Genomic DNA, 24,990 nt, shown 5'->3' with positions numbered 1-24,990 from the left:
CCCCGCTTGGTTTACTTGCCGCGCTTGCCCACCGGCTCGTCGCCGATGACCTTCTGCGCGCCCTCGGTCACGGCCTCGCCAGCCTGTTCCGGCGTGGTGGCAGGCTTTCCAGCGCCCACGTTGGTGTTGCTGCCCTTGATGCCGATACCGCCAGTGGCTGCGACCTCAGCGTTGGCCGGAAAGTTGCCTTCGCTATCGGCCAGGTGCTGCGCAGTGCCCTCGGGATCGGGCTGCTCCTCAGGAAGCCCGGCAGCATGGCGCGCGGCCTTGGTGGCTTCCTTCTCGGCTGCACTCGCCAACTTGTCATAGTCGGCGTTCTTAGCAGCCTTACTGCGCAGGATCTGCGCGCGCGACTCTGCGGCACGGGCAATTGCCTCGGCCATCACGGGATCATCTTTGTCAGACATCGGTCCGTCCTCTGGTTGGAGTGATGAAGGCGGGGCCAAGCGGCCCCTGCCCGTCAGCCGTTCGTGGTGACTGCGACGATGCGGACCAGCTTGGGGTCATAGACCCGCGTCCAGTTCGCGCCGGTTGCCAGTTCGGCATCGGTGACGCCGGAGGCAGAGGCCGGGGCGCCGGTGAACGCCACGCCGCGCGGGTGCATGACCCAGTGGCGGCGATACCAGACCGTCTCGACGCCTTCGCCGTTGCCGGCTGACGCCACGCTGTCCAGTTCGACAGGGCGCTTGGGTCCGCCCTCGCCGGTGGCCTCCGCGTAGCCCAGTGCACCATTGCCGAAGAGGTAGCTGGTGTACTTAAAGCCCGAAGTCGAGCCAGCGACACGGGGGCACTGGTCCGACACATAGACGACCTTGTCGTCCCACATGTCGAAGTCCAGGCCAGTCGCCGGATCCTTGAACTTCTCGATCGCACGGGCAGCACGCAGGTTGTAGAACACCCGCGAGTGCATCAGCACGGCCGAGAGGGTCTGGCCGTATTCGCCCAGCAGAGCATAGGCATTGGCCGCGACTTCGGCATCCAGCAGCACCGGGGTGACGGCACCATCTTCGGACGCCACATCCAGCTTGTTTCCTGCCATACCGGACGAAGCGAAGATGCCTGCCATCTGCTGACCCATGATGCGCTGTTCTTCACGCACCCAGTATTCAGCGATCAGCGTGGCGACAGCATCCAGCGGGTCTTCTGCCAGCATCGATGCCACGAGGTTCGCCGACTGCCAGCCGTTGTTGCGGCGGATCTTGCGGGCAATGTCCTGGCCCTGGGTCAGCTTGTTCGGGGTGGCGTTCTGGGCGGGGTCGTCGGTCGAGACGTTCGAGTTGCCCGACAGGTCGTTCCAGAACGGCATCTGCACCAGATCGCCAGGGCCGTTCGCAAATCGCTGAAGCTCAGCGTCTGCGGTCACGATGGGCGAGTTGCGGATACGCGACAGCTGCGCGATCCGTTGGATGGTAGTGGGGAGGAAGAGCGGGCCGTAGATGACGTCGCTCAAACGGGTCGTTGCCATCTTGTGGCTCCTTTTCCGAGTTTACGATTGAGTGGGGATTGTTGGGCCGCCCCACTGGGCGCAGGCCTCGGGAATGGCGCCACTGGCGCCGGAAGTTACCAGTAGGGCTTCACGCCCACGGCCTCGGCCATCTGGCGGGCCTTGGCGTCGTTGGCGATGATTAGTTCCTGCTGCTTCGTCCGGTTCGGGTTCTTCGGATCGAAGGGGTTGTCGGTGAACCGCTTGGCATCGCCGCCCTTCGCATCGCCGCCCGTGGGCTTGGCGACGAAGTGCTTGCCTTCATCAGCGGCCCAGTCAGTTACGAACTTTGCCAAGGGCATGCGGTCATCGATGCCGTTGTCAGCCAGCACCTGGAATTCATCATCTTCCTCGATCAGCTTCACCGCGCCGCGCTCTTTCAGCAGCGCCTTGGCGGCCGGGAGGAAGTCCTTGGACACGCCTGCGTCGATCAGCGCCTTAGTCAGGCCGTCATCCACCAGCGTCTTGCGCAGCGTGCCATCCAGCTTGGCAATGCGACCTTCCAGCTTCGCCTTCTCGGCGCCGTGCTTCTTTTCCAGTTCGGTGCGCTGCCGTTCAAGTCGCTCATCCAACGCGGGCGGCTCCTTGCCCTCTGCCGCAGCCCTGAGCCGGTCGTACTCGTCGGCATCGAAGTCGTCGGGCAGGCCGGTCAGTCGCGCCTCAGCGCCGGTCAGCTTCTCGCTGAGGGCGCGTTTTTCGGAGCGGACACGATCCAGCGCCGATTTCAACGCGGCGGCGCCGGGGTGGGCTTCCAACCCTTCGATTGCCAGGACGTACTTGCCGTCCTTTTCCTCGTAGAGCGAGCGATGCTGTTCCTCGACACTGTCGAGGCTGTCGATGATTGCTTTCAGGGCCACTGGCCGTTCCTTTCAGAAGAAAAGGCCGCACACTGGCGGCCGGTCTGGACAACTTACGAATTGGAAGGCTGTGCGGGCGATCCCACAATCTTGACTCGTCGCTCTTTGCTGTGCAGCAGTCTTGCCGCCACTGATGACTTCACGAGAGAACATATGTCGTTCGACCCAGATAAAGTCCGAGGGCACTGTCCCGCCTGCGGCCCTGACAGATGGGCTGATGTTATGGGTCACGCGAGCCGACACGAGGAGTATGATCTTGTCTGGCTTCACACCGACCACCGGATACTCCAGTGCCGCGCATGTGAGACCATTTACCACCAAACAGACTCAGTCTTTTCGGAAGATGAAATCTGCCACACCGACCCGGTAAGCGGCGAAGATTATGTGGAATACAAACATAAGATCGAACACTGGCCTTCGCCCATAAAGCGGGAACGGCCCGATTGGCTTCACGACCTTTCAGAGATTGATCCCAGCCTTCATGATCTAATGCAGGCTGTATATGTTGCTTTGGATAGCGATCTGGACGTCCTTGCAGCCATCGGCCTTCGTACAGCCTTTGACCGCGCAACCGAGGTATTAGGCATCGACCCTGCGAAACGCTTTGGAGAAAAGCTTTCTGACCTGCAAGATGAAGGCTTTGTTGGTTTGACAGAAAAGAACTTCTTATCTGTCTTGACTGATGCCGGCGGGGCCGCAGCACACAGGGCTTGGCGTCCTAGCACAAGCCAGTTGGACACCATGATGTCCATAGCCGAAGGCTTTATCCAGCGAACCCTAATTACACGTGCTGAAGCAGATCGCCTAAAGATCGCCGTACCTCCAAAGCCCAGACGCCGACAAGCGACAACACAAAAGCCGGTGCCAAAGTAAGCTGGAGTTAAGCCTCGGCCTGCTCCATCGGGTTCAGGATCAGGTCATATTCCTCCTCAAACGACCGTTCTGCACTGGCGATTTCCCCGCGCTGCAAGTTCTCGTACAGCGTCTGATAGCTGACAGCCCCGTCCTGCCACAGCCTCACAAGCGCTGCGGCATCGGTCGGGGTAAGCGTTGCATCTACGAACGACAGGTTCGGCTTAACGACGACTTCATTGGGCGATGCGCCAATCATCACCGCAATGTGCCGCAGCGCCTTCTCCAGCCCCTGGGCGCTTGCGAGCGCGATGGAGGTCAGCGTCGCCGTCTGAGCCGCATACCGGATGCGCAGAGCGTCGCCGCTTTCGGCTGCCTTCTTCTCGCTGTCGAACAGCCGCGCGCCTGCCGCTGATGCATTGTCTCGCTCGTCCTGGATGGCTTGGCGGTGTGCCTTGATGCCCGTTCCGGCCGGGCCGACATACTTGGCATCTGGCTGATGTTCGTCACTGCTGGCCTTCAGCGTGATCACCACCCCAGCCCCTACTGCCTGAGGCGCATCGCCGTTGATGATGACCAGCGTCTCCTGCCCGCTCATGTAGAGCTGGTGTCGATAGTCGGCGTCCAGTCGGTACATCGCCAGCGCCGCACGGGCCACACCGATCAGCGGCGGCTCATCTGGCGTGACAGACAGGTCCTTCGGCCCCATTACGACCAGCGGGATTTCCGTCAGCCCTGCCCCACCGCGCGCTGTCGGTTGCAAGGCTTCGGCATCAAGCGTTTCGTTCGTATATGTCTCGACGCTGTACCGGCCATCTTCCATCCGCAGCACGCGGAAAGCCTTCTGCTCCCGCCACCGGAAGCCCACACGGCGGAGGCCGCTTTCGTCCAGTACGAAGAAGTCGCGCGCCGGCGACCAGTTGATGAGCGCCTCGGCAGTGTAGCCAGCCAGCCAAGGCAAGTCAGACCCCTCAGAGGAGGCATCCGCCAGAAGCGCGTAGCGGCCTGTTAGAAGCAATTCCCCAGTAATCCTGCGGTGCAGGGCCTCAAGAGGCAGACCATCGGCTGTAGCGTGCTCCCACAGCCGCTGCATCGAGGCTGGCATCTCAACCTGCGCCTCGGTGCGGTGAATGACGCCGACCATGCCCCGGATCGTGGGCGCGAGGATCTCCGAAAACTGCGCCCGCGTCTGATAGGCGGCGTACATCGCCCGCCCGCCGTCGCCTTGGGCACGGAAGCCGGACGGCATTGGCAGGTAGCTTTCGCCGGCCTCCTTCACCGCCTTCTCGCCACGGGCGCATGCCCGCATCATTGCCCATTCGTCGGCCCGATCCGTCCAGTCGGGATGCTTGTCGGACACAGTTCCGGCCATCAGTACATCCCTACTACCGTCGTCGTCTTCGTTTCAGGCTGGGACCTGGCTCGGATCAAGGGCGCGAGCGCATAGCGCACAGCGTCCCAGATGTGGTTCTCGGCGTCCTCGATCTGCGCCAGCACATCGCCCGCCTTGTTGACCTTGTAGCGGTAGAGCCGGGCTTCACGCTGGGCGCGCTGGCAACGCGGGTGGATCAGCAGACCCTTGGTCCGCAGCCATTCAACGCCGTCCTCGACGCTGCCCTTCCACTTGTCCACGCCCGTGATGCCCTTCCAGCCATGCCGCTGCATGTAGCTGATCGTCTCGGGTCGGGCGCTGTCTGCCCTTATCGTGGCCCTCTGCGCCTCGGGGATGTCTTGCCCCCACAGGTCGCCGGTCTTATCGATGTCCAGCCCGACCTTGCCGCTTTCCTTCTCAACCGCCACGCGCCCGTCAGGCATCACCCAACACTTGACCAGGATCGTCGGGTCTTGGGCGAAGCCCCAGTCTGCCCCGAAGTATGGGCCGTCCCAATCGTCGCCTGGTTCGAACTCATCGACCTTGTAACGGCCCGCGAAGATCTGCGCTTCGGATCGGGTGTTATATTCCCCTAGCCAGACATGGGCGTAGGTTTCCGGGTCTCCTGCCCAGTCGTGGGCGATCTCCGCCTTGATCTCGTCGGGCAGCCACGGATTGTCCTGCCAATTTGCCCGCAGGACAATTGCACCCTCTGGCGGCTTCTGCCCCCGCAGGAACTTGTCAATCGCATCGTCGGGCTGATCTGGGTTCCAACTGGCCCATATTTCCGCGCCTGGCGCCCGCATCGTAGGGCGCAGCAGCCGCAGCGACTTATCCGACAGCGCCTGCGCTTCCTCGATCCAGGCGATGCGGAAGCCTTCCAGCGATTTGATGCTATCCGCTGTGTGGTCCTGCATCCCTTGGAAGATGCAGACCCCTGCCCCGCCCTTGCGCTTAATCTCCACCGCCTGAACGTCGAACAGATGCCCGACGCCCATGGCCTTGATCTTGTCCTCGACCAACTGCTTGGCCGAGAATTTCAACGACTTCTGGACCTCCCGGATGCAAACCGCCCGAAGGTCCGCGTCCATGACCATCGCCTCAACGAGGTTTTCGGCCATGACGTGGGACTTGCCGCTTGCCCGACCACCCCAGACGCCTTTGTAGCGGGCAGGCTGCAACAGAGGCAGCGCCCACCTGGGCGTGTCAATCTCCAGTTCCATTGGCATCCACGACGCGGCGCGTGACCAACGTCACAGGCCCGCCCTCTGCGCCCGTAAGCTGCACAGCCTGCGCGGGCTTGCCGTATCCCCGATCCAGCAGGGCGTTCGCCGCCGATACCCTGGCTGCCGCTGGCTGCTGGTTGTCGTGCATGATTTCCGCCAGAACATCCAAGGCGCTCTCTGCGTGATCCTTCGCCATGTCGGCCAGTTCACGCTTTGCCTTGCTTACCCGGCCCGGCTTACGGCCAGCACCGGGGCGCTTTCCGCCGTGCTGCGCCATCTTGATTTCCTCGATTGTTTTTCATGTTCCAGACGGCCATCAGGGCGCCAGCATCTCACCACACGCAATGAGAAGGCCAATGAACATGATGCCCACTGTAGCCTGCCAAATATGGACCGAAATTAAGCCTTTACTCCCCGCCGTCATAGGCGCAGCCATGGCTTGGTGGATAGCCGTGAAGGTCTACTTGAAGCAGAAGCAGATTGACCGGGACACTTCCTCAGCTAGTGAAGTTCGCAAGGTTCATGCGGAGTTCTTGGCGCTATTCGAGGAAATTCGTGAAACTTGGGGCAACGGAGGAGTCCATCCGAGGCCCCAGGAAGAAGTCGATGCACGTCGTAAGCTATTTGGAAAGCAGCAACTAATCTATCTTTTTGCTTCTCCTGATGTCGCTGCCAAGGCCGAAGCCTTATACAACGCCGATGAACAGGATAGGACGGCGCAAACATTGGCCCGCCGAGCAGAGGATCCCCTCACTCGCAAAGGGACAGAAGAACTAACTAAGGTTCGCCGTAACGCAGCAGAGACGACTAAAAAGGTCCACACTGCATACCATGAATATCTTTCAGCCGTGCGAAAGGATCACCTTCTCCATCTCGGCAAAACTAAGCTCGACAGAGCGCCGAAACAGCCCAATTCGGTGTCCCCTGGACCAACCTCTCCAGGTTGATCGCATGTTTCATCCCTCCGCCGCTGGCGAATGGTTTTGCCCCGTTGGGGCGGACTATCGAATCGCTATGCCTCTGTGCTCAAAGCAACCAACAGGGAGGCGAGAATGGACATTGTCGGACAGCTAATTGCTGCCTTGAAGATCAGCGGACGTGCTGCGTTCACGGTGTTCTCCGCTTGCGCACTCTGCCTGCTGGCGGAACGCTATCAACCGCAACTATTTGCCGGATTGCCAATCTGGGTTATGCCCAGCCTTCGTGTAGCAGTCATCTTCTCTTTCGTCGTCGTGGTGCTAGCAGGACTGTACTGGGCTGGAGACAGCCTGGCGACCTTTGCTCGCGAAAAAGCCAAGGCTGCAAGACGCCCGAACAATATCCGAAGGCTTCGGAAAACCATCGCTTCTTCGCCTTTGGCGATCAAATACGTCCTGCTCTACTCGGTATCTCAGGCGAGTAGACGCGTCAGTGCGCCACCGGACCACCCGGTCACAATCCATATGGTCGATAACAATCTTATTGAGTCGGACTACGGGGACTCTCACACTTTCCGCATTACAGAAGACGCTTGGCGCGCGATCATTTCACTTCCCGACTTCGTGCCAACCAACCAAACCGCCATGAGGCGGCCCTTCTACGAAGGGGCAGACGAAGAGCGCATGAAGCTCGACATCCCGGAACAGTATCACTGACAAGTCCTTTGCCCACGGGGTGAATGTGGACGCTGAAATGACAGGCGGTGGCGATCAACCCACCGGCCACGCTCTGAACGTGGACTTAATGCGGATGACGTGAGCAGAGCCGCTACGAAAAACGCGGCGCCAATCTCTCGGCCCGCGCGTCTGAGCGAAAGGCAGACATCTGCCAAACCTCTCGCCTGCGATTATCTGGTTATCATCAATTTGCGTGCTTGACAATAGCCCTTGTGCGAGAAAGTGAGTCGTGCAGCCGATCTAGTGCATCCCGCAGATCATCGAAGCCTTGCCGGGTGCGAAGCGCGCCGTAGATGCGGCTTGGGTGGTGTCCGTCAATGACGCAAGCCGTGATGAGCGACTTGTCGGCCGGGTGGACGTGGCGGGCGATCTTCTCATAGCGGCTGATGCGGTCGATCTGGATGGTGACAGCATGGTCCGGCTTGGGGCTGGACTGCACCCGGTCATTGTCGGGCAGGCATGGCTTGCTGCGCATAGTAGCCTCAAATGCGTCCCGCAGCATGACGGCGGCGTTGTATCCGCCCGTGCTGATGCTGCCGCGCTTGTGCCAGTATTGCAGCAGGTCGATGCGCCTGGCGCCTGTGACGCCGTTCGGGTTGGTGATCTTGCCGGACACGGGATCCTGCTCCCCTCGTTCTTCGATGATGAGGCCCTTTCGGTTGGCTTGGCCCATTGCGCCGTGATCCCAGAGAGTGACGGAGGCCTTGCTGCGGGCAAGGACGCCAGCAAGAGATGCGCGGCGCTGCTTGGTCAGTCGCTTGCGGGCTTTGGTCATGGCTGCACCTTGCTGCTTCTAGAAATCGTGCGCTGCATTTTGATGGTGACGAACTCGTATTCTTCGCGGTCATCCGGCAGGGGTTCGCCAAGATACAGTGTGTCCCGCGACCACTGGTTCGAAGTCACATGCACCTCGCGGGTCATGGAAGCCTCAAAGACCGTCCACATGTCCGTATCGACCGTGATGCCCTCGATCATTCGTTTGCTCCGTTTTCTGCCCCGTGAGGCGCGTTGATGGTGTCGGACGTCCCGGTGGACCCGGCAAGGTCGTTGCGGGGCTGTGGGGTGGGTTCCAGAGGCGCTGCGGGCAACTCCAGGACGCCAAGCCTGACCGGGATGCCCTGCAACGCGGCGATCTGCGCCTCTGCCGCGTCGATGATGCGCTGTCTGCTGGTGGCGGTGTAATGGCGCAGGCCCGATCCAGCAGCGGAGAGGATGGCTTCTGCCAGTTGTTCGGCGGGGGTCATTGCTGCACCTGTTGGTAAGCGCGGAGGATGGCGAGGAGCCAAGCGCGGGCGGGATTGCCGATCACCTTTGCGGAATAATCGCCATTGCAGTGCGTCACACTCATCCTGCCAGTGTCGTCGCGTTCCCAGTCGTGTTCCGGCAGCAGGGCGTCATGCAGTGCCTTGGCTGCGTTCAGGTCGCCATGGTTCGCCTGTTGGACCAAATTGATGAAACGCTGTCCAAATCCGTCCAGGTCGGAATACGTCAGATCATGGAACGGCGCATCGCTGCCCGCCTCCACCGCTTCGATCAGCCGTTGCAGTGCATCAGACATGAGCGTCCTCCTTCACATCAGGATCAATGCGGGCTTCTCGCCCAACAGGTGCTGGCGGGCGTGCTGGTATTCGTCCCAGCCGATGCCGTGCTTGCTGTCGGTCAGGAATGCGCGCGGGTCGTCAATCTGGCAGTCATCGAAGGCGATCCACTCATGGCCGGGGTGCCGGTGTAGCCACTCACGGATGGCAGTCAGTCGGTCCAAGTCAGGATAGAGCGTGTGGCAGTCATCGTGGATGTCGAAGCCGACATGGAAGCCCGCAGCAGCAAAGCGGCCCAGCAGACCCGGATATTTGCCATTGCTATGCAGGAAGCGGTTGTGCGTCGTGTTGAACACGATCTTTGCGCCGGTATCGTCCACGACAGCCCGCAAGACATTGATGCAGGCAATGTCGAGAAGCTGGTCATGGCTTGCCATGCGGTCGAAGATATAGGCGCGCATGGGGATCATGGGGCCGTCTATGTCCAAGAATAGGATGCTGTCGCTCATGCGTCCTCCTTCTGCCGTGGTGCGGGCAGGGTTTCGATCATTTCGCGGAGTTGCTGGAGGGCGCGGGGCGTCCTGACGCGGTATCGGACGATTTCCACCCCGAACAATTCATCATCGCCTTCCCAAACCCAGCAGCCAGACATGTCGGTGGTTTCATCAAAGGCTTCTGCGAAGTCCTGATTGATTTCCCCCCAACGGTCCTCTGTCTCCACCCATGTTCCAGCGGGCACAGGCCGAGACATACCATCGTGCAGCCGCCATTCGCTCCACTCCTCGCGGTCACTCATCGCCCTGCCCTCTCTCGCTGTCGGTGTCCCAGATGTGGGTGCGGACGATAATCGTTCGGCGGGAGAACCATCCGCGCCAGATCGCGAAACGGATCAGCGCCTCTCCGAGAAGCTGGCCGACGAAGCCTGCCCCAATCATCGCCGCGATGAAAAGCGCGACCACTGCGCCTGTGTCACTCATCGCCGTCCTCCTGCTGCCACTGCTCGATGTCGCCCGCCCCGATGGCCCTGACGGCATCGCGGAGGGATGCGTTGTCGGTGTGTCGCTCCTGGCGGCGTTCCTGCTTGCGGCTGTCACGCTGGCGGTTGGTGCGCCGGGTGGGGTCGTGTTGCGTCATTCTGCGGCCCTCACGCTGAACAGGTCGTCACGGCCCCACTGATCGGCCATGGCTGCGGCCACGCCTTCAAAGGTGCGGCTGCGTTCTTTCCACCGGTCAGGACCGGGTGGCATCCGATGGACGCGGGCCTCGCGGCCTTCCACGATGTCGGTCGGGACCAGCGGGCGCAGACCTTTGAGCCAGAGGCACGTCGCCTTGGTTTCGCCGTGACCGAACTGCCAAGGCTGGATCGTCTGGTCAGGCTTCCGCCACAGGCTGGACATGATGCAGACCGGGTTCTCGATGGCGATCATTGGGATGTCGGCCTTGGCCAGCATCATGAAGAAGCTAACCGCCGCCTGCTGCCGGCCGTCTTGACGCTTGGCCTCGAAGTGCCGGGCGCCACTGACGGACAGGTGCGTGCAGGGTGGGTGGGCGATCATCAGATCCCACGGATAGTCCAGCACGTCTCGCACATCGCCTTGGTAGTGCGGGCCGGGAACCTCGGCGGGCAGAAGATCGCAGGACATGGCCTCATGCCCCTGGGCGATGAAGGCGTCACGGACGCGGCCGGAATACTCGCACGCTACCAGCACCCTCATGCCGTCCGCTCCACGATCAGGGCCACGGGGCCGATGTAATACCAATCCTCGCCCTGGTATTCGCGCAGGCCGAGTTTCCAGCTCAGGGGGTTCCAGAAGCCGTGAACAGCAACGATGCCGATGCCTGTCATGCGCCCGCTCCGTGATGCTGTGCCCAGAAATCCGCCATGACCTGCATCATGGGCTTCCCTTTGCGTGCTGCTGCGTCTGCCAGGGCGGCACGGGCCGGGATGGGCAAGCTGTCGTAGGCTTTGCTTGGCGCTCCCAGGATAAGCCCCTGACTGTAGATGCACGACCTCGACTGGCGATTGATGCGACGGCAGCCAGCCACTTGCACGGCCTTGATCGCGGCTCCGTGCGAGATGCCCAATGCTTCCCCGATGGCCCGGGCGGTATGCCCTTCACCATGTGCCTTCCTGATCCATTCGGCGCGTTCTTCCAGCAGTTCCAGCCGCCAGTTCCCGATCCGGCCGCGCAAGTGTTTTGGCGCCACCAATGTCATTTGCGCGCCTCATGTGCCTGGCAAGCCTTGCTGATAGCGGCCCGACAAATGCCCAGTGCGGTGCCGATGTCACGCCACGACTTACCCTGCGCCCGCATCGCCATAGCCTGCGGGACGAACTGGGTATAATCCCGGTTCTTGAAGCCCCCGACTGTGGATCTGTTCGGCTTGACGCCATGTTCTGCTAGGATGCGGGCCACGGTGGTAGGGGAGCATTGGGCCGCCTCCGCCAATTTGGGGATGATCTGTCCGGCGCGATGCAGGGGCATGATGATAGCGGCCAATTCGGCACGGCGCGCGGCTGCCCGTTCCAGCAGGGTGGTTGTTCCACGGGTGAGGTTATCCGACGGCACCAGATCTGCGGGACGGACGCGCAAGGGCTTTGGGATGCCAGCCTGCCACTGATCCCGCACGATGTCGCAGATTTCAGCGGTCCACGGCTCGGGCGGCTGGGTGATGTCACGAAAAACAGGAATGATACCCATGGCGCACCTCATTTGCTTTTGAGAGAAGGATGAGGCCGGGTCCGGCAATACTGGACGAACCCCGGCATGTTCAGGTTTTCCTTCTGCGTTCCCCACCGCAGGTTTTCGGGCCGGTTGTTCAGCCCGTCCTCGTCAAGGTGAAGCACCACGGCTTCGGGGAACGGCTTCGGACCGTGGAATGCCTCGCAGACAAGCTGGTGAACCTTGCGCGGGGATTGCCTGCCGCCTTCACGTTGCCGCTTCACCATCACAATTCGATATTCGTGCTGAGCACCCTTCTTGGACTTAGCAATCTGCCCAAAACGCGGTTCAGGCTGATACAGCCGATAACCCCCGTTCGGCAGGGGCACATAACCAGGAGCCAAGAGAACCCTGCCCCAGTTGCTCACATGAACGCCCGGCTCAGACGGCACAGGCTTCCAAATTTCGTTTCCGGGATATTGCGAATCCATCCCCTCAGGGATTACTTGATCCTTAGCCATGATCGCCCTCCATCGGCGTGATTGGTCAGGCAGGCGGAAGGTGTTACCAGCACCTCCGCTTGCCGTTGAATGATCGCATATTTGCGGGATTTCATCAAGCATTTCAGGCACTAAAATGGAATTGAGTCGTCGTAGTCGCTGCGGCTGCTCTGCTGGCTGCCGCTGGACTGCCGGTCATAGTCGTCGGACCTGCCGCCGCCCGAGGTGCCCTGCGGCTTGCCCTGCAAGGTCAGGTCTGCAACACGGATCGTGAGGTAGGTCTTGCCCTCATGTTCACGGGTGGACAGATCGCCGGATACGGTGACTTGCGATCCTTTCGTCAGGTGCTGCGCCAGGCTGTCGCCGCGCTTGCCCCACAGGCTGCAGTCGAAGAACATCGCGCGCTTGTTCTGGCCGTAGCCGTCATCCACAGCGACGGAAAAGCCCGTGACCTTTTCGCCTTGCTGGGTGCTGCGGGTGACTGCATCGCGGGTGATGCGGCCTGCAATGGTGAGGTTCTTCATGCTGAAATCTCCGATCTACGGCGGGCGATGCCGGGTGTCGTTGTGGGGCGAATGAGATTTCGGACAGCTTCCCGCCACGGCCATTCAGCGTTACCGCGAAGCGGATGGCTGCCGCCGTCATCGCTTACGGAAACCATTTTGAACGGAGCATCAGGGTCAAAGAACACCGTCCTGCCGGAAATGCTCAGGTCATCGGCGTTGACCATGCAGGCGAGGCAATCCGACGGACGATCACCGAAGATCAAAACCTGACCATGACCAAGCGTCTTGCGGATCCAGGCATACTCGGTCGAAGCCACTGCGAAGCCCGTCATCTGGATCGGCTTCACTTCGCAGAGGAAGCGACCAAACAAGCGAAAATCAGGGATCCATCCATCAAGTCGGACAGGTTCATATTCCCATTCCATACCCGTCAGGTCAAAGAATGACGCCCAAGTCGCCTCAAGGCGGGAACGGAACTTGACACCCGCATATTCAGTCACACTTGCCTGTCGGTCGTATCCGGTGAAGCCTTTGGGGCGCTCAAACCCTGAGAAGCAACGGCGCGTCATGCGGATTTACCGACGTGCGCGGCCTCCTTCTTGCTGATGGCGATCATCAGACGGCCCAATTCGCCATTCTCCAGCCAGCGTCGGAAGGTGCGATAGTTCACGCCAAGGGCTTTCGCGGCCGCCAGCTTAGACCGATAGCGTCGACCAAAAATCACGACCGGGATATGCCGGGCATTGAGATTTCCTTTATGGCCCTTAAACCGACGAACATTGTCCTCGCGGCCATGAATGATGGCGTTGCTGATTGCGTTCGGCGTGACGCCAAGGGCTTCTGCTGCGGCCTTCTGCGAAGGATAGAACTGACCGTTGATGTGGCAGGGAACGGGCATACTCATTCCTTCACCTCCGGGACGCGCTTGATGATGCTGGGGAACAGTTCAGCCACGCGGGCGGCGTTGCGGGCGCGGGCTTCTTCGGTGATGACGGGTTCGGGGGTCCTGTTGATGCGGGCAAGCTGCTCAGCGTATTGCTTGGCAAACTTCTCACCACGGGCGCGCTTGAGGATCGCCACGATGTCGCCAGGGGTCGGGCGGCGGCGCGGGTTCTCGCGGTTCCATTCCCGCAGACCCCAAACAACCTGCTCGTGCTTCCAGTCCTGCAATTCGTCACAGAACCATGCCAGCAGACCGGCCTTCACTTCGTCGCTTTCGCTGGGGTCGAAGTAGGCCGACAGCATCACGCGCACGTCAAAAGCAATCTTTGCTCGGTGTTCTGACAGCGCGGCTGGCGAAAGCGATTGCGCGATCTGTGGGGTGGGCGTGGGAAGGGGCGCGGTGATCTTGGCGGGAAGGTTCACGGGTTCCTCCGGGGATCAGGGTTAGCGTGGGTTGGATTTCGTCGGTCCAGCGAGTGCCATTGAGGTATCTGGCTGGGTGAATGGGGTTGGCGTGCGGGTGATCGCGGCGCCACTGCGCAGCCCAAGCCGGGGCGCGATCTATCGCCAGCCTGCGGCTTTCGGCACTGAGTTTCTTGAAAGCCTTGGCGGCGTCCTGTTTGGCGATCTTGCCGAGAGGCCAGACAGCCCAGAAATCATCGAAGGATGGACCCGGCACAGTCGGCTTGGCCGACGAGGAAGCTTTAGCTTCCTTTCTTTCTTCTATCTGGTCTCTGGTATCTGAAGAAGATGCCATAGCATTCGCATGGCAATTGCTATCTGCTGTCGCCTTATCTTTCAGTGCCTTAGCTTTGCCGCCAGCGCTGCCAGCGATTGCGCGTTTTGCACTTTTTTCGTGCGCTTTCTTTCGTTCTTTCGTAAGCCTGGCGTTGGTTATGAAGCCGTCAGCCTCGATGAAGAAACGGCTGATTTCTTCCCAGACAGGACGAAACTTGGCGGGCGACAGGCGGGCAATGCGGGCCAACTTCTTGATGTCGGAAGGCAGCTTTGCATCATGCTGCCACATGGTCATCAGGATCAGTAGGTAGGCCCCATGCTGCTCCGTTGTAAGGTCCATGGTGTCGGCCAGGTAGTCAGCCGGATAAAGCTGCATGAACGGGGTGCTGCTCATTCTGCGTCCTTCCCCACGAGGCGGTCACGCAGATCGCGGTAGTCGTTGGGCTGCCAGTTGCCCGGTTCAGCCATGATTTCGCGGGCCAGCAGGCAGAAGCCGTCCAGGGTGATTTCTGCCCATTCGTTCGAAGGCCATGCGTCACAGAAGGCGCTGAGAGGCACGGAGACGGCAGTCGGCTTGTAGGGCGGCTGGTAGATCACAGCGGGGCGGCGATTAGCCTTGCGGGCTGCGGCCGTGGCCTGCTTGCGCCATGCGCCCAAGCTTATCTGGCGGACCTTTTTGCATTCCACTAGGAACGGCCAGTTCTCGTCGTCGGTGATCAGGTCGCCGCGTTCGCGTTCCCGGTATTGGTCAAGGTCGCGGCGGAAGCTGATGCCAAGGCGCAGGAACAGTTCGTTCGCAATGTAGCGTTCGAAGCTGGCGCCTTTCTCACGGTTACGGGCGCTCATTGCCGGGCCTCCAGTTCAAGCATCAGCATCAGGTGCGTCAGTTCGCGGACGCGGCCGAGAATGATGCGGCTGTTGGGGTTGGCTGCTAGGTCCGAACAACGCTGGGATCGTGCGGCTGCTAACACGCCGTAGGTAAGCATCGGCTGCGGGGGCACATTCGCGGCAGACGCGGTATTCACCGAAGCCGAAAGGGGCGACGGATGCGTCACACTTGCAGCACCGAGGCGGCTCAACTGGTCCCGGTCGTGATTGAGACATGTCATAGCTCCATTGCCTCCTGTGTGGGTTTCACGGTGGGGGCGATGAAAAGGTCAGGGGCGCGGGATGCTTCTTCGACGCGGCGGCAAGCCGTCTCGAAATAGTCAGGGTCAATCTCAACGCCGACGCCAAACCGTCCCTGCTTTTCACAGGCAACCAGCGTCGTTCCGCTTCCCATGAACGGATCAACCACAGTCTCGCCGCGATCTGTCACGACGCGAATAAGTTCCTCCATCAGTTCCACAGGCTTCTCAGTCGGATGGATGTCTGACGAGGGGATGCGCTTAGACCCAATGACGTTTGGCACGCTGCGATCAAAGACGCGGGGCGTTCCAGAAGATGCGTGCAGGATCAGTTCATGCTGATTGCGAAAGCCGTTCCCCATGCCGAAAACTTGCTTATCCCAAACCACCATGTTGATGATCTGGAGGTTGCAGCTTTCAATGCAGCCGTAGAGCGTCGGGAACTGCCGCCAGTCGATGAAGGCAAGGAAAGATCCGCCCGCCACTAGGAGGCGCTCCGCCTCCAAACCGATCTGCCGCATCAACCATGTGAAGCCGGTGACAGACAGGCGATCATTAGGCAGCGGCTTATCTGCCCACGCCTCTCCACGGGACATCCCACCGCGACCGCGCATCTGTGCGGTAGTTCGGGCGCCCGAGGAATAGGGCGGATCAGTAATCACTGCGTGCGCTGCCTCGATTGAGGTCAATGCGCCCAAGCAATCTCCCAAGATCAGTCGCTGCCCGCCAATGCGTTCTTCCCGGATGATGGTCATTTCCGCCTCCACAGCCAGAATGCAGCCAAGGCGGTCATCAGCATCACGGCTGCATCAGCCATAACCGGCACAGGTGCGACGGGCGGGAAGTCAGGCGTGATGCAGTTGCAGGGATAGTCCACCGGGGGATGCCAGGGGCCGGGGATGAGCGGGCCAGCGGTGAAGGGGGGAGCGATGTGAATATTTTGCACATTGCTCTGCGCCAGTTCCGCCGCCGTTATGGGGTTTCCCATGTCGGGCCACAGGACGAAGCCGAGGCCGTGGCCTGCGGGGGCTTCCCATTTCGCCAGATAGGCAAGATCCGCGTCAGGGGCGGGCAGCCACATCGGGCAATCCATGCGGGGGCCGATGTAGTCTGCGGGCTGATAGGCAGGGCGGAAGCCGTAGCCGATCAGGAACAGGACGGGGGCGTCTGAGAAGGGGTGAACGGTGGTCATTTCGCGCCACCTTCCAAGATCGCGGCCATGCTCTTGCCCGCGACGATCAGGTCTGCGACTTCCTTGCGGGCCTTCTCGCGGCAGCCTGTGCCAGCAGCCAGATCGGCCACGGCCTCGAAGGCTTCTCCGCTTTCACGGGCCAGAACCGCAGCACCGCGAAGCAGGCAGACGCCTTCCTCGACCTCGGGCAGCGATTGCGACAGCCAGCGGCGAACACAGCGGTCGCCAACGGCATCCTCAAGAGCCATGATTTCGATTAGCGGCCAGTCCAGTTGTCCCGACTGGCGCTTGCTGATGCTGCCCTTGGAAACCTCATGGCCGAGACGGGCGCCGATGAAGGCAGCGGCGGCATCAAAGCCCCCTGCCCGGTCAATCAGCCCGCCCATGAAGGCGCGGATCATGGCGGCATCATTCATGGCTAACTCCTTCGGAAACCGTGTTTCCTTGGGTGTTCACAAAGCCGTTCCCATCTTGTGTGTGGGGAAACCCGGTTTGTTCAGAGTGGAGTTTTTGGCGTGTCATCAGTCTCGCCTGTGCCCAGTTTGGGTCGGTTGAGGACGTGCGAAGAAGGGGCGCGGCGGCGATTAGGCCGTCGCGCGCCGTTGACGGGCGGGCTTCTGTGGAAAACCGGGAAAGAAGTGGTTCGGCGTGAGCGGGACGCCGCGACGGACGGCTTCGGAAAGAAGCAGCGTCTGCACGTCAGCAGGGATCACCCCGCCAGTGCCGCCCTTCTCCTTGGAGTAGGTCCAGCGGTGGATGCGGGACACATCCCGTCCCGTCATGTCAGCTACGGCTTGAAAGCCGCCGCACAGTTGGATGATGGTGTTTGCAGGTTCCATGCCTGCCATTATTGCGATTATCGCAAAGTAACGCAAGCACTATCTTTGCGATTATCGCAGTATATTGCCGTTGCGATTTGCGCAACAAAACCTGCATGGAAATAATCGACGCACAGTGGATTGCTGAGAGGCTAACCGGCAAGCGCGGGGAAAAGTCCGCCCTTGCCCAAGCCATGGGCGTAACCCCTGCCGAGGTCAGTAAAATCCTCAAAGGGGGTCGCCGCGTTCAGCCGGAAGAAATGGCCGCCGTCAAAGCATTCTTTGACGGTCCCGATGTTCCCTCCAGGCCAGCAGAGAAGCGGCTAGTGGACCGCCTGAAGCAACTAACCGATGAAGAGCTTGACTTGATGTCAGGCGTTGCAGACGGGCTGCTCTCTCGTCGCCAGACGGAAGACTAAGAATGGTCTCCACTTCACTCAGGATTGCTTCGGTATCCTCTGGCATTGTCCCCCTCCCGGATTATGCACGCTCATATAGAACTTTTGCAGAACTACGCCCACTGACCAAGCCTGACAGAAAGTCAGTTGACGCTAGGGGGTGTTTAGTTGAAGCCGTTGATTCCGCACGTTCAGGTTGATCCTTATGGAATGCCCGTGCCGGTTGTTAGCTGTTCAATGGGGCAAGTTTTGGCGGCTTTCGTGTGGTGCGATGATACCGGAAACTAACTTTCGACAGGTGGCAGATGATTGATCCTCCCGAACCGACCGCCCACAAAGAGGACTTGGTCTCGGTATTGGGGGTAACGATTAAGATGATGAACGTGATCATCGCGCTTCGTCGGGGGCAGCTTGATCTAGCCGACAAACTGATGCTGGAGACTTACGAAATGCAGCGCGACCTTCTGGAGCGGCTGAGAGATGAGTAACGTCCATGACATTGGCACGGATCTGGCCAGACTTCGTTCGGGCTTGAAATCCGGCGACGGCGGAGGCACCTTTGAAGGCATGGAAGCCCGCGTCAAACACCTTGAAGATGACATGAAAGAGGTCAAGGCAGACCTTAAGGCACTTCGGTCGGACGTTGCCGAACTCAAGGGCCGTGTAGCTATGCTGCCGGGCTATGGAGGTATCGCGGTTATCGTCGGCCTGATCGTGGCGCTTTCGACCGCCGCCCAGATCGCGGCGCGGTTCCTGCCTCCCGCCGGATAACGCCTCATCCTATAGAGCGACCCATAGCCCGCCCGACCAGGCGGGCTTTTTGCTGCGCCGCCGTCCGACGCTGACTAGGGCAGGATAATAGGCGCGAATCAAAGGCGCAGCATCTTTTTGCGATTTCCGCAAATTTAGTGCTTGCATGTTATTTGCGATTATCGCAATATCTCTCCATACCCAGGGCAACAGACCAACCGCCCGGGAGACATGGAGGACCACCCGTGAATGCTCCGTATATCCAACCGCACGTATTACCGCGCCATCATGCGCAACATCAGGTTGCAGGTGGCGCTTCTGGAAGCCTGCAAGGTTTCCGCGCGGCAGTGACGCCCGCCCGCCCGGCCCTTGCGCCGATCCTGTTCCCCGACATGCCCGCTGATGTCCGGCACCTTCTGCCGCGCACGCTGGACGAGCTTCTGTCCCACCGCCTCGATGCGATCAAGGCAGTTGCCCGCCTCTCGGACGGCAGCCGCAGGGACCTCAAATTCGCTTGCCGGTATGCTCTTCGGGCCAACCGCCTCAACGCACGGATTGCGCAGGTGGCGAAATGAGAACGCAAGCCTTCCGCATGACCAATGAGGACGCTTACGACGCCATCATGGGCATCATCTATGCCGAGGCGAAGCGCCGGTCTGACGCAATCACCCTTCCCCGCGCAGCGTATCAGGAAATCCCGCCTGCCTATGTGGTGGACGCGGCCAGCAAGAGGGGGCGCGCCGATGGCTAAGGGCTGGAACGAGGCAGAAGATGGCTTCCTGCTTACTTTTGCAGACGCAGTTGGCGCGGAGCGGGTCGCAACCCACGATCTTTCCAAGCCAGCAGGCGCAGGCACCAAGCGGCTTGCGCATCTGATCGAAACGGGTGCCGCCGCCTTCTACGCACAGCAACAGTTTTCGCGCTGCGAATACATGCTGCGGGCGGGCCTGCACCGGAAAGGCAGCGAAGCCGAGGATTTCACCGAAGAAGCTCGCGACATGTGGAAAGAGCGGTTCGACCGCTGGTCCAATCAGCCCGCGCCCGCGATGGACGCGGCCATGAAGAAGGACGCGCATCATGGGTGATCGCGTGACCCCCGAGGACGCCCACGACTGGCGCAAGGACCGCCACGGCATCGACCGCAAGCGCCCTGCCCGTGACCTGTGGATGGCCGGACTGTGTGGCGGGATCGTCGCCTGCTTGGGCCTCTCGGTGATCTTCGCCGCGCAGGACAGCTTGCTTGGCGCAGGGACTCTGAACGGATGCGAGGCCTACCCGACAGAATGCACGGCATTTGCGCAAGAAAGGAGCCGGTGATGGAAGGCACTCAATTCCTGATCGCCAACGAGGCGGCACGCGACATCGCAGAAGCTGCCATCGTCGCCTATTGGATGGATCGCAACGGCAATCACCACGCGGTCGAGTTCCAGCAGAAGCACATGCGGCACAGGCTTGACCGCCTCTGCGAAATCATGGGCCTGCGCTTGGTCGATGCCGAACCGGCCCCTCGCCCCCTGCCGAACCTGGAGGATGCGTGATGATCGCCCGCATCTTCGGCCGCAGCCGCGCCGCCGCCCAAACCACGACCGGCGCCCTGACATGGCAGCCTTACCGCAACGGCTTCTCGTCTGGCCCGTATCACATCATGGCAAACAAGGCTGGCGGCGCACTCGCCAGCTACAACGGCGCCGTGCTGAACGATGGCCGGATGCTGCCTGACGTCGCCACGGCCCAAGCCTTCTGCGAGGGCCACCACGCGGGTCTGACAGCCGCCCATGCGCGCACCGTCGCAGCGATGAAGCAATCCGCCCGCAACATGACTGGACCGGAGGAATGACCATGACCCGCTTTGTTCACCCCGTTCTGTTCGTCCACATCGACAGCAACGAGGAGCGGCTGTGCATGACGGAGTATGCCATTCGCCGCTTCTTCGACAACCGCGACCGGACAGGCTGGCTGCAAAGCCCTGCCACGGACGCTGATGTTCGTCGGTTGCGGCAATGACGTGGCAGCCGATTGATACCGCGCCGAAGGATGGAACGCCGGTTCTGTGCTTCACCCCTGATGACCATTTCAGCCCGGTCACCGGAATGGACGTGCTTTGGTTCGACGGTGGGCACTGGCTCTATAACGGTGACCCCTGGCCGTGGAACCCTACCCACTGGATGCCCCTGCCGGAGCCTCCGAAATGAAAGACACGGCGGCACCCCTCTATAGCCCCCGCTACCGGGGCTGGCAGCCGCCCGAGAACCTGGCGGAAATCATGGCCGAGGTGATGGAGGAAATCGCCGATCTGCACGCCAGTTATGCCGGTGCCGAACGCCGCCCCCTGCCGCACATGATCCCGGCAGGCATGACCGAAGCCGACCGCCTCTGCCGCGTCTGTCGCGGGTTTGGCGTCCTCTACGACCACTATGCCGATGGGTCCACCAGCGTTGGCGGCTGCCACGTCTGCGACGGCCACGGCTTCCGATGAACACCCATCCGCGCGTCCCCTCTCTCCGCGCGGTTTAGCTGCCCCGGTTTCTCCTCCCTGGCCGGGGCAGCACCAACCCACAACCGAAAGGACACACCAATGGAACGTCCGCAATTCAACGCCCCACTATCCGCCCATCACGTCGCCTGGATGAACGGCGAAATCAGCGCCTATGACAGCCTCCGGGCCGAATACACGCAGGAACTGGAATACCACCGCTTTCATCTGGCGGGCTGCCGCAGCCGTCGCCTGCCGATCACCACGAAGATGCACCAGCGGGGCATGGTTGATCACTACCTGCGCCTGCGCCGCCTGCGGGGGATGAACTGATGCAAGACGCAATCAAGGCACTCGCCAAGGCCCAGACAGAAATGGGCAAGGCGATCAAGAACGCCAGCAACCCGCACCTGAAATCCAAGTATGCGGATCTGGGCGCGGTCATGGAAGCCTGCTTTGAGGCCCTGCACAGCAACGGCTTCGCCGTCCTGCAACCATGCGGCGGCGACGAACGCGGGCAGTATGTGGAAACCCACCTCGCCCATTCCAGCGGCCATGTGTTCACCAGCCGGGTTTATCTGGTCGTGGGCAAGCAGGACATGCAGGGGGTGGGGTCCGCGATTACCTACGCCCGCCGCTATGGCTTGTTGGGCATGGCGGGCCTTGCGCCCGAGGATGACGATGGCGAGGCGACGAAAGCCCCACCGCGTCAGCAGCAGCGACCGGCGCGGCAAGAGAACGAGCCGAACGCCCTGGATCCGGTGCAGATCGCCATCGGCAGCCTGTCCGCAGCCGCCACCATCGACGCCTTGGCAGCCATCTGGAAAGACTTACCCAAGCCGGTCCAGCACGACGCGCGCGCAATCGCCGCCAAGGACGCCCGCAAGGCGCAACTCACCCCCGCACAGCAGGAGAAAGCAGCATGAGCATTGAACAGCGCGTGAAGGAAATCTTGGTCATGCACCTTGGCGTAAACGCCGACCAAGTTACTTCCCAGGCCAGCCTGATTGATGACTTGGGCGCCGACAGTCTGGATGCCGTCGAACTGTCTCTTGCAATCGAAGAAGAATTCGACGTGATCCTAGACGATGATGTTGCCGAACGCTGTCAGACGGTAGCTGACCTAGTTGCTGCGGTGAAAGGCGCAGAGGCAGCATGACCCGCATCCTCGCCCGCTATTCCGAAACCCGCCTGCGCGACGTGCTGACCATGCAGCGCGAAGCCCATCCCGGCATCCACGACCAACTGCTTGCGGATTACTGCGCCGAAGTCCTGACCGGTGGGTGCGGGGATGATGCCGCGCTGTCCAATGCGGCGGATCAGGTCTTGGCGCTGATGGCCCGTGAGCATGTCGAGAGGGCGCGGTGATGGCACGGTTCGGCATCACCATGGATACCCCCCGGCAGGTTGCAATCGCCCGCGCCTACTTTGACCGCGCCGTGCAGCTTGGCTGGCGCATGGAGGTGAAGGAGCCGAAGCGTTCCGACGCCCAGAATGATCGCATGTGGGAAATGCTGGGCCGGATCAGCAAGCGCATGACCCTGAACGGGCAGCGGTTCAGCCCCGACCAATGGAAATGCATCTTTCTCCAAGCCATGGGGCGGCAGGTTCAGGTTCTGCCCGCGCTTGATGGGCAGTCCTGGTTCCCGGCTGGCTTCCGATCCTCTGACCTGTCCGTGCAGGAAATGTCGGACATGCAGACCTTCATGGAAGCATGGGCTGCGGAACAGGGCGTGGACATCTGGGCGAAGGAGGATGCGGCTTGACCTTTATCGCCCGCACCAAGGGGCCTTTGGGGTTGAAGGGCAAGAAGTCCAAGCCCCGCAGCGCGCCTAAGACAGAAGCGGAGAAGCGGCACATGGCTGCCGTGGCGATGCTGCCCTGTCTGGTGTGCGGGTCACGGCCGGTCGAAGTCCACCACGAAGGCACGCCCCGCAGCAACATGCGCGTCCTGCCCCTTTGCCCTCGGCACCATCGCCGCGAATACGGCCCGCAAGCCTACCACTACAACAAGCGGGTCTTCTACGACGCCCATGGCACAAGCCAGGAACTGCTGGACCGCGTGAAAGCCATGCTGGCCGCAGATGACGATGAGGCGCTTGGCCGATGGTTCTGAACCCCGCGCATCGCCTGTCGCGGGCACCTCGGGCGGCGGCACGGTCGCTGCCGCCCGCTTTTCAACACAACCCCGGCAGGAGCCGACACATGAGCGATGAACCGAAGCTGTTGCCCTGCCCGTTCTGCGGCGGTGAAGCCAGCGCCGAAGGCTACCAACGGTGGACCAAGCCTTGCCCCGATATGACATGGAGCAACGGCGAACCCGTCACCGAGGCGTATTTCTGCAACTGCCCGTCCTGCGGGGTAGCCAACACCGTCTCTGATGTTGGCCATCAAACCCGCGCCGATGCGATTGCCGCCTGGAACCGCCGCGTCCCCGCCCCTGCCGTGCCGGATGATGTTGCGGGGCTGGTCGCGGAACTGCGGAGCGCGAACCCGGACGAGCATTGCAACGACAGCAAGTGCAAGGACGCCGCAGCCACCATCGAAGCCCTCGCTGCCTCCGTTGACCGCGCAAACGCAGCGAACGAGGCCCTGTGCGCAGACGTGGAAGCCCAAGCAGCCGAACTGGCGCGGCTGAAAGCGGAGAACGACGACCTGAAATCCAGCGTCATTGCTTTCTGTGCGCCGTGGGCTGTTCAGCACGCGCGGGACGCCGGGCTGCCGAAAGGTCATCTGCACCCGACGCACTATGACATTCTGGAACGAGCCGGTGGGCGGATGGACAGCTTCACCCGCGCCGCCCTCACCCAGCCCACGGGAGACCGCACATGACCGAACGCACCCTGCGCGACCAGATCGCGGCGCTGACCAGGTGGGATCCTAAAGATTACAAGCAAGGAATGTGCTTGGATGACAACGGCGAATACATCCTGCGTGAAGCCGTCCTGCGCCTCCTCGACGCCCACACCGCCGCACAGCCCGCCCCCGATGCGGTGGCAGAGGCGGAACCGATATCACCCGAAGAACTGGCGGCTGCATTCAGGGATAACGAAGCCATTCTGGAATGGGGTGCATGGTTCGGAGAACTAGGGGACCACACCTATAAGATCGACGGGACGGCCAACATGAAGGCCCTTGCCGACTGGATCAACGCCCATATCGCCAAAGGACCATCCGTATGACCGACGCACCGAAGATCGACACGCAAGCGCCGGACACGTCGCGCGAATACATCCAGCGCATGATTGCCTGCGCACCGTTCGCGGATCAGACGGCTGGCATCCCTGAAATGGTCGCCACTCTCCGCGCCCTCCTATCCGAACGCGACCTTGCCGACGCCCGCGCAGCCGCAGCGGCCCAAGCGATGCGAGACACCGAAGCCATTGCGCGGCGAATGATGCGCGTTGAGGTCATGGAGAACGGCCCATTCCACGAATTTATGGAATACGTTGACGAAGGTGATGCGCGCACCTTGGGAGTGGTGTTTGCGAACGGGAAGGGCTTCCACTACCACAGCGACATTCGTGGTGATGAGCAAGATGACGCTAAGGTCGAGTTGCTCAAGCGCGCTCTTGATGCAGCCCTCCCCCTCCCCGACCCCGCCGCACTAGACCGGCTGATCGCAGAGCGGGTGCGGGAGGCGGTGGAGAAGGCGACACGGGACGAAATAGCCCGGCAGCGCGCGAATGCAGATAGCCGTGATGCCATGAAGCGGCGGCTGTTCCCCGACCGTGACAGCAAGGAGGGCCGGTTGTGAGCAAGTGGACCGGATACATGGTTGCGGCAGGCGTTTGGCTGATCGTTGCCCGCACGACCCCGGATGGGCTCTATTGGTCGGAAGGTATCGCCCTTTTTACAGCCGTGGGCTTCCACGCTATGGCCCTGATCCACGCCACCTGG

Annotated in this window: 53 protein-coding genes; 24 read left to right on the top strand and 29 right to left on the bottom strand. The window is 61.3% G+C overall.

What is annotated here, in order from left to right:
• Positions 1-11: 11 nt before the first annotated feature.
• The 3 genes from CK944_RS03275 to CK944_RS03265 form a co-directional block, all read right to left on the bottom strand.
• A complete protein-coding gene (locus CK944_RS03275) occupies positions 12-407 on the bottom strand; it encodes a hypothetical protein (RefSeq protein ID WP_103171596.1) in 396 nt (131 codons plus the stop codon).
• Between the two features lie 53 nt (positions 408-460).
• Positions 461-1,465: a hypothetical protein gene (locus CK944_RS03270; protein ID WP_103171595.1), complete on the bottom strand. Its 1,005-nt coding sequence runs from the start codon at positions 1,463-1,465 to the stop codon at positions 461-463.
• 95 nt (positions 1,466-1,560) lie between these two features.
• Positions 1,561-2,340 carry a hypothetical protein gene (locus tag CK944_RS03265; protein ID WP_103171594.1) on the bottom strand — a complete coding sequence of 260 codons (780 nt, stop codon included), beginning with the start codon at positions 2,338-2,340 and terminating at the stop codon, positions 1,561-1,563.
• Between CK944_RS03265 and CK944_RS22780 the strand changes: the two genes are divergently transcribed.
• Positions 2,290-3,213, top strand: coding sequence for a DUF4145 domain-containing protein (locus CK944_RS22780; RefSeq protein ID WP_146038589.1), 924 nt, complete (start codon positions 2,290-2,292; stop codon positions 3,211-3,213). The two genes, CK944_RS03265 and CK944_RS22780, sit on opposite strands and share 51 nt — an antisense overlap.
• 7 nt (positions 3,214-3,220) lie before the next feature.
• Here the strand turns inward: CK944_RS22780 and CK944_RS03260 are convergent, their stop codons facing one another.
• Genes CK944_RS03260 through CK944_RS03250 form a run of 3 tightly spaced genes read right to left on the bottom strand, consistent with a single transcriptional unit; the run spans position 3,221 to position 6,067 of the window.
• Positions 3,221-4,564: a DUF4055 domain-containing protein gene (locus tag CK944_RS03260; protein ID WP_103171593.1), complete on the bottom strand. Its 1,344-nt coding sequence runs from the start codon at positions 4,562-4,564 to the stop codon at positions 3,221-3,223.
• Entirely contained in the window at positions 4,564-5,787 is a 1,224-nt protein-coding gene (locus tag CK944_RS03255; RefSeq protein ID WP_103171592.1) for a PBSX family phage terminase large subunit, read from the bottom strand. Before CK944_RS03255 ends, CK944_RS03260 begins: the two co-directional genes overlap by 1 nt.
• Positions 5,771-6,067: a hypothetical protein gene (locus tag CK944_RS03250; protein ID WP_205048999.1), complete on the bottom strand. Its 297-nt coding sequence runs from the start codon at positions 6,065-6,067 to the stop codon at positions 5,771-5,773. Before CK944_RS03250 ends, CK944_RS03255 begins: the two co-directional genes overlap by 17 nt.
• Positions 6,068-6,152: 85 nt before the next feature.
• Between CK944_RS03250 and CK944_RS22775 the strand changes: the two genes are divergently transcribed.
• Both CK944_RS22775 and CK944_RS03245 read left to right on the top strand, forming a co-directional pair.
• The gene (locus tag CK944_RS22775) at positions 6,153-6,737 is read left to right on the top strand and encodes a hypothetical protein (protein ID WP_158247944.1); all 585 of its coding nucleotides are present in this window, start codon (positions 6,153-6,155) and stop codon (positions 6,735-6,737) included.
• Positions 6,738-6,842: 105 nt separating this feature from the next.
• Positions 6,843-7,424 carry a hypothetical protein gene (locus CK944_RS03245; RefSeq protein WP_103171591.1) on the top strand — a complete coding sequence of 194 codons (582 nt, stop codon included), beginning with the start codon at positions 6,843-6,845 and terminating at the stop codon, positions 7,422-7,424.
• Between the two features lie 205 nt (positions 7,425-7,629).
• Here the strand turns inward: CK944_RS03245 and CK944_RS03240 are convergent, their stop codons facing one another.
• The 23 genes from CK944_RS03240 to CK944_RS03135 form a co-directional block, all read right to left on the bottom strand.
• Positions 7,630-8,220, bottom strand: coding sequence for a hypothetical protein (locus tag CK944_RS03240; RefSeq protein WP_103171590.1), 591 nt, complete (start codon positions 8,218-8,220; stop codon positions 7,630-7,632).
• Positions 8,217-8,420, bottom strand: coding sequence for a hypothetical protein (locus CK944_RS03235; protein ID WP_103171589.1), 204 nt, complete (start codon positions 8,418-8,420; stop codon positions 8,217-8,219). Before CK944_RS03235 ends, CK944_RS03240 begins: the two co-directional genes overlap by 4 nt.
• Entirely contained in the window at positions 8,417-8,689 is a 273-nt protein-coding gene (locus CK944_RS03230) for a hypothetical protein (protein ID WP_103171588.1), read from the bottom strand. Before CK944_RS03230 ends, CK944_RS03235 begins: the two co-directional genes overlap by 4 nt.
• Positions 8,686-9,003: a hypothetical protein gene (locus tag CK944_RS03225; protein WP_103171587.1), complete on the bottom strand. Its 318-nt coding sequence runs from the start codon at positions 9,001-9,003 to the stop codon at positions 8,686-8,688. The genes CK944_RS03230 and CK944_RS03225 overlap by 4 nt, the downstream gene beginning before the upstream one ends.
• A gap of 12 nt (positions 9,004-9,015) precedes the next feature.
• Positions 9,016-9,492, bottom strand: coding sequence for an HAD domain-containing protein (locus CK944_RS03220; protein ID WP_103171586.1), 477 nt, complete (start codon positions 9,490-9,492; stop codon positions 9,016-9,018).
• Positions 9,489-9,779 carry a hypothetical protein gene (locus tag CK944_RS03215; RefSeq protein ID WP_103171585.1) on the bottom strand — a complete coding sequence of 97 codons (291 nt, stop codon included), beginning with the start codon at positions 9,777-9,779 and terminating at the stop codon, positions 9,489-9,491. The genes CK944_RS03220 and CK944_RS03215 overlap by 4 nt, the downstream gene beginning before the upstream one ends.
• Positions 9,772-9,960 (bottom strand): hypothetical protein, encoded by a 189-nt coding sequence (locus tag CK944_RS03210; RefSeq protein ID WP_103171584.1) that lies wholly within the window; start codon positions 9,958-9,960, stop codon positions 9,772-9,774. Before CK944_RS03210 ends, CK944_RS03215 begins: the two co-directional genes overlap by 8 nt.
• Positions 9,953-10,117, bottom strand: coding sequence for a hypothetical protein (locus CK944_RS23125; RefSeq protein ID WP_158247943.1), 165 nt, complete (start codon positions 10,115-10,117; stop codon positions 9,953-9,955). The genes CK944_RS03210 and CK944_RS23125 overlap by 8 nt, the downstream gene beginning before the upstream one ends.
• Positions 10,114-10,698 carry a DNA cytosine methyltransferase gene (locus CK944_RS03205; protein ID WP_103171583.1) on the bottom strand — a complete coding sequence of 195 codons (585 nt, stop codon included), beginning with the start codon at positions 10,696-10,698 and terminating at the stop codon, positions 10,114-10,116. Before CK944_RS03205 ends, CK944_RS23125 begins: the two co-directional genes overlap by 4 nt.
• Positions 10,695-10,829 (bottom strand): hypothetical protein, encoded by a 135-nt coding sequence (locus CK944_RS24180; protein WP_256388071.1) that lies wholly within the window; start codon positions 10,827-10,829, stop codon positions 10,695-10,697. The genes CK944_RS03205 and CK944_RS24180 overlap by 4 nt, the downstream gene beginning before the upstream one ends.
• On the bottom strand, positions 10,826-11,200 hold the full coding sequence (locus CK944_RS03200) for a hypothetical protein (protein ID WP_103171582.1): 375 nt from the start codon (positions 11,198-11,200) through the stop codon (positions 10,826-10,828). Before CK944_RS03200 ends, CK944_RS24180 begins: the two co-directional genes overlap by 4 nt.
• Positions 11,197-11,685, bottom strand: coding sequence for a hypothetical protein (locus CK944_RS03195; RefSeq protein WP_103171581.1), 489 nt, complete (start codon positions 11,683-11,685; stop codon positions 11,197-11,199). Before CK944_RS03195 ends, CK944_RS03200 begins: the two co-directional genes overlap by 4 nt.
• Before the next feature lie 8 nt (positions 11,686-11,693).
• A complete protein-coding gene (locus CK944_RS23730; RefSeq protein ID WP_205048998.1) occupies positions 11,694-12,167 on the bottom strand; it encodes an HNH endonuclease signature motif containing protein in 474 nt (157 codons plus the stop codon).
• Positions 12,168-12,277: 110 nt separating this feature from the next.
• On the bottom strand, positions 12,278-12,670 hold the full coding sequence (locus tag CK944_RS03185; protein ID WP_103171579.1) for a single-stranded DNA-binding protein: 393 nt from the start codon (positions 12,668-12,670) through the stop codon (positions 12,278-12,280).
• Entirely contained in the window at positions 12,667-13,221 is a 555-nt protein-coding gene (locus CK944_RS03180) for a hypothetical protein (RefSeq protein WP_103171578.1), read from the bottom strand. The genes CK944_RS03185 and CK944_RS03180 overlap by 4 nt, the downstream gene beginning before the upstream one ends.
• Positions 13,218-13,556 (bottom strand): NUMOD1 domain-containing DNA-binding protein, encoded by a 339-nt coding sequence (locus CK944_RS03175; protein ID WP_146038586.1) that lies wholly within the window; start codon positions 13,554-13,556, stop codon positions 13,218-13,220. The genes CK944_RS03180 and CK944_RS03175 overlap by 4 nt, the downstream gene beginning before the upstream one ends.
• Entirely contained in the window at positions 13,553-13,906 is a 354-nt protein-coding gene (locus CK944_RS03170; RefSeq protein ID WP_103171576.1) for a hypothetical protein, read from the bottom strand. The genes CK944_RS03175 and CK944_RS03170 overlap by 4 nt, the downstream gene beginning before the upstream one ends.
• 1 nt (position 13,907) lies before the next feature.
• Positions 13,908-14,726 carry a DUF1376 domain-containing protein gene (locus CK944_RS03165; RefSeq protein ID WP_103171575.1) on the bottom strand — a complete coding sequence of 273 codons (819 nt, stop codon included), beginning with the start codon at positions 14,724-14,726 and terminating at the stop codon, positions 13,908-13,910.
• Positions 14,723-15,178, bottom strand: a complete 456-nt coding sequence (locus tag CK944_RS03160; protein WP_103171574.1) for a hypothetical protein — start codon at positions 15,176-15,178, stop codon at positions 14,723-14,725. Before CK944_RS03160 ends, CK944_RS03165 begins: the two co-directional genes overlap by 4 nt.
• Positions 15,179-15,437: 259 nt before the next feature.
• Positions 15,438-16,214: a site-specific DNA-methyltransferase gene (locus CK944_RS03150; RefSeq protein ID WP_103171572.1), complete on the bottom strand. Its 777-nt coding sequence runs from the start codon at positions 16,212-16,214 to the stop codon at positions 15,438-15,440.
• Complete coding sequence (locus tag CK944_RS03145) at positions 16,211-16,651, bottom strand: hypothetical protein (protein WP_103171571.1); 441 nt, start codon at positions 16,649-16,651, stop codon at positions 16,211-16,213. Before CK944_RS03145 ends, CK944_RS03150 begins: the two co-directional genes overlap by 4 nt.
• Positions 16,648-17,067: a hypothetical protein gene (locus CK944_RS03140; RefSeq protein WP_103171570.1), complete on the bottom strand. Its 420-nt coding sequence runs from the start codon at positions 17,065-17,067 to the stop codon at positions 16,648-16,650. The genes CK944_RS03145 and CK944_RS03140 overlap by 4 nt, the downstream gene beginning before the upstream one ends.
• 168 nt (positions 17,068-17,235) lie before the next feature.
• Positions 17,236-17,499, bottom strand: coding sequence for a hypothetical protein (locus CK944_RS03135; protein WP_103171569.1), 264 nt, complete (start codon positions 17,497-17,499; stop codon positions 17,236-17,238).
• A gap of 86 nt (positions 17,500-17,585) precedes the next feature.
• On the opposite strand from CK944_RS03135, the gene CK944_RS03130 reads away from it, so the two are divergent.
• From CK944_RS03130 to CK944_RS03040, 21 genes are all read left to right on the top strand, one after another.
• A complete protein-coding gene (locus CK944_RS03130; RefSeq protein WP_103171568.1) occupies positions 17,586-17,888 on the top strand; it encodes a hypothetical protein in 303 nt (100 codons plus the stop codon).
• Positions 17,889-18,172: 284 nt separating this feature from the next.
• Positions 18,173-18,355, top strand: coding sequence for a hypothetical protein (locus tag CK944_RS03125; RefSeq protein WP_103171567.1), 183 nt, complete (start codon positions 18,173-18,175; stop codon positions 18,353-18,355).
• On the top strand, positions 18,348-18,638 hold the full coding sequence (locus CK944_RS03120; RefSeq protein ID WP_146038584.1) for a hypothetical protein: 291 nt from the start codon (positions 18,348-18,350) through the stop codon (positions 18,636-18,638). Before CK944_RS03125 ends, CK944_RS03120 begins: the two co-directional genes overlap by 8 nt.
• A 326-nt stretch (positions 18,639-18,964) precedes the next feature.
• On the top strand, positions 18,965-19,192 hold the full coding sequence (locus tag CK944_RS03115; RefSeq protein WP_103171565.1) for a hypothetical protein: 228 nt from the start codon (positions 18,965-18,967) through the stop codon (positions 19,190-19,192).
• Positions 19,189-19,368: a hypothetical protein gene (locus CK944_RS22770; RefSeq protein ID WP_146038583.1), complete on the top strand. Its 180-nt coding sequence runs from the start codon at positions 19,189-19,191 to the stop codon at positions 19,366-19,368. The genes CK944_RS03115 and CK944_RS22770 overlap by 4 nt, the downstream gene beginning before the upstream one ends.
• Positions 19,325-19,702 carry a hypothetical protein gene (locus CK944_RS03110; RefSeq protein WP_158247942.1) on the top strand — a complete coding sequence of 126 codons (378 nt, stop codon included), beginning with the start codon at positions 19,325-19,327 and terminating at the stop codon, positions 19,700-19,702. Before CK944_RS22770 ends, CK944_RS03110 begins: the two co-directional genes overlap by 44 nt.
• Positions 19,695-19,934 carry a hypothetical protein gene (locus CK944_RS03105; RefSeq protein ID WP_103171563.1) on the top strand — a complete coding sequence of 80 codons (240 nt, stop codon included), beginning with the start codon at positions 19,695-19,697 and terminating at the stop codon, positions 19,932-19,934. The genes CK944_RS03110 and CK944_RS03105 overlap by 8 nt, the downstream gene beginning before the upstream one ends.
• Entirely contained in the window at positions 19,934-20,155 is a 222-nt protein-coding gene (locus CK944_RS03100) for a hypothetical protein (RefSeq protein WP_103171562.1), read from the top strand. The genes CK944_RS03105 and CK944_RS03100 overlap by 1 nt, the downstream gene beginning before the upstream one ends.
• The gene (locus CK944_RS03095) at positions 20,155-20,454 is read left to right on the top strand and encodes a hypothetical protein (RefSeq protein ID WP_103171561.1); all 300 of its coding nucleotides are present in this window, start codon (positions 20,155-20,157) and stop codon (positions 20,452-20,454) included. Before CK944_RS03100 ends, CK944_RS03095 begins: the two co-directional genes overlap by 1 nt.
• 2 nt (positions 20,455-20,456) lie before the next feature.
• The gene (locus tag CK944_RS23120) at positions 20,457-20,621 is read left to right on the top strand and encodes a hypothetical protein (protein WP_158247941.1); all 165 of its coding nucleotides are present in this window, start codon (positions 20,457-20,459) and stop codon (positions 20,619-20,621) included.
• The gene (locus CK944_RS24310) at positions 20,618-20,809 is read left to right on the top strand and encodes a DUF551 domain-containing protein (protein WP_103171560.1); all 192 of its coding nucleotides are present in this window, start codon (positions 20,618-20,620) and stop codon (positions 20,807-20,809) included. Before CK944_RS23120 ends, CK944_RS24310 begins: the two co-directional genes overlap by 4 nt.
• Positions 20,806-21,093, top strand: coding sequence for a hypothetical protein (locus CK944_RS03085; protein ID WP_103171559.1), 288 nt, complete (start codon positions 20,806-20,808; stop codon positions 21,091-21,093). Before CK944_RS24310 ends, CK944_RS03085 begins: the two co-directional genes overlap by 4 nt.
• 99 nt (positions 21,094-21,192) lie before the next feature.
• Complete coding sequence (locus tag CK944_RS03080; protein ID WP_103171558.1) at positions 21,193-21,423, top strand: hypothetical protein; 231 nt, start codon at positions 21,193-21,195, stop codon at positions 21,421-21,423.
• Positions 21,423-22,016, top strand: a complete 594-nt coding sequence (locus tag CK944_RS03075) for an ERF family protein (protein ID WP_103171557.1) — start codon at positions 21,423-21,425, stop codon at positions 22,014-22,016. Before CK944_RS03080 ends, CK944_RS03075 begins: the two co-directional genes overlap by 1 nt.
• On the top strand, positions 22,013-22,249 hold the full coding sequence (acpP, locus tag CK944_RS03070; RefSeq protein WP_103171556.1) for an acyl carrier protein: 237 nt from the start codon (positions 22,013-22,015) through the stop codon (positions 22,247-22,249). Before CK944_RS03075 ends, acpP begins: the two co-directional genes overlap by 4 nt.
• Positions 22,246-22,458 carry a hypothetical protein gene (locus CK944_RS03065; protein ID WP_103171555.1) on the top strand — a complete coding sequence of 71 codons (213 nt, stop codon included), beginning with the start codon at positions 22,246-22,248 and terminating at the stop codon, positions 22,456-22,458. Before acpP ends, CK944_RS03065 begins: the two co-directional genes overlap by 4 nt.
• Positions 22,458-22,856, top strand: coding sequence for a recombination protein NinB (locus CK944_RS03060; RefSeq protein WP_103171554.1), 399 nt, complete (start codon positions 22,458-22,460; stop codon positions 22,854-22,856). Before CK944_RS03065 ends, CK944_RS03060 begins: the two co-directional genes overlap by 1 nt.
• A complete protein-coding gene (locus CK944_RS03055; RefSeq protein WP_103171553.1) occupies positions 22,853-23,206 on the top strand; it encodes a hypothetical protein in 354 nt (117 codons plus the stop codon). Before CK944_RS03060 ends, CK944_RS03055 begins: the two co-directional genes overlap by 4 nt.
• Positions 23,207-23,295: 89 nt before the next feature.
• A complete protein-coding gene (locus tag CK944_RS03050) occupies positions 23,296-23,922 on the top strand; it encodes a Lar family restriction alleviation protein (RefSeq protein WP_158247940.1) in 627 nt (208 codons plus the stop codon).
• Positions 23,919-24,272, top strand: a complete 354-nt coding sequence (locus CK944_RS03045) for a hypothetical protein (protein ID WP_103171551.1) — start codon at positions 23,919-23,921, stop codon at positions 24,270-24,272. The genes CK944_RS03050 and CK944_RS03045 overlap by 4 nt, the downstream gene beginning before the upstream one ends.
• Entirely contained in the window at positions 24,269-24,847 is a 579-nt protein-coding gene (locus CK944_RS03040; RefSeq protein WP_103171550.1) for a hypothetical protein, read from the top strand. The genes CK944_RS03045 and CK944_RS03040 overlap by 4 nt, the downstream gene beginning before the upstream one ends.
• Positions 24,848-24,990 lie beyond the last annotated feature (143 nt).

The sequence above is a fragment of the Paracoccus sp. SY genome (assembly GCF_002901215.1).
GTDB lineage: Bacteria > Pseudomonadota > Alphaproteobacteria > Rhodobacterales > Rhodobacteraceae > Paracoccus > Paracoccus acridae.
This window is presented reverse-complemented; position numbering and strand designations above follow the sequence as displayed.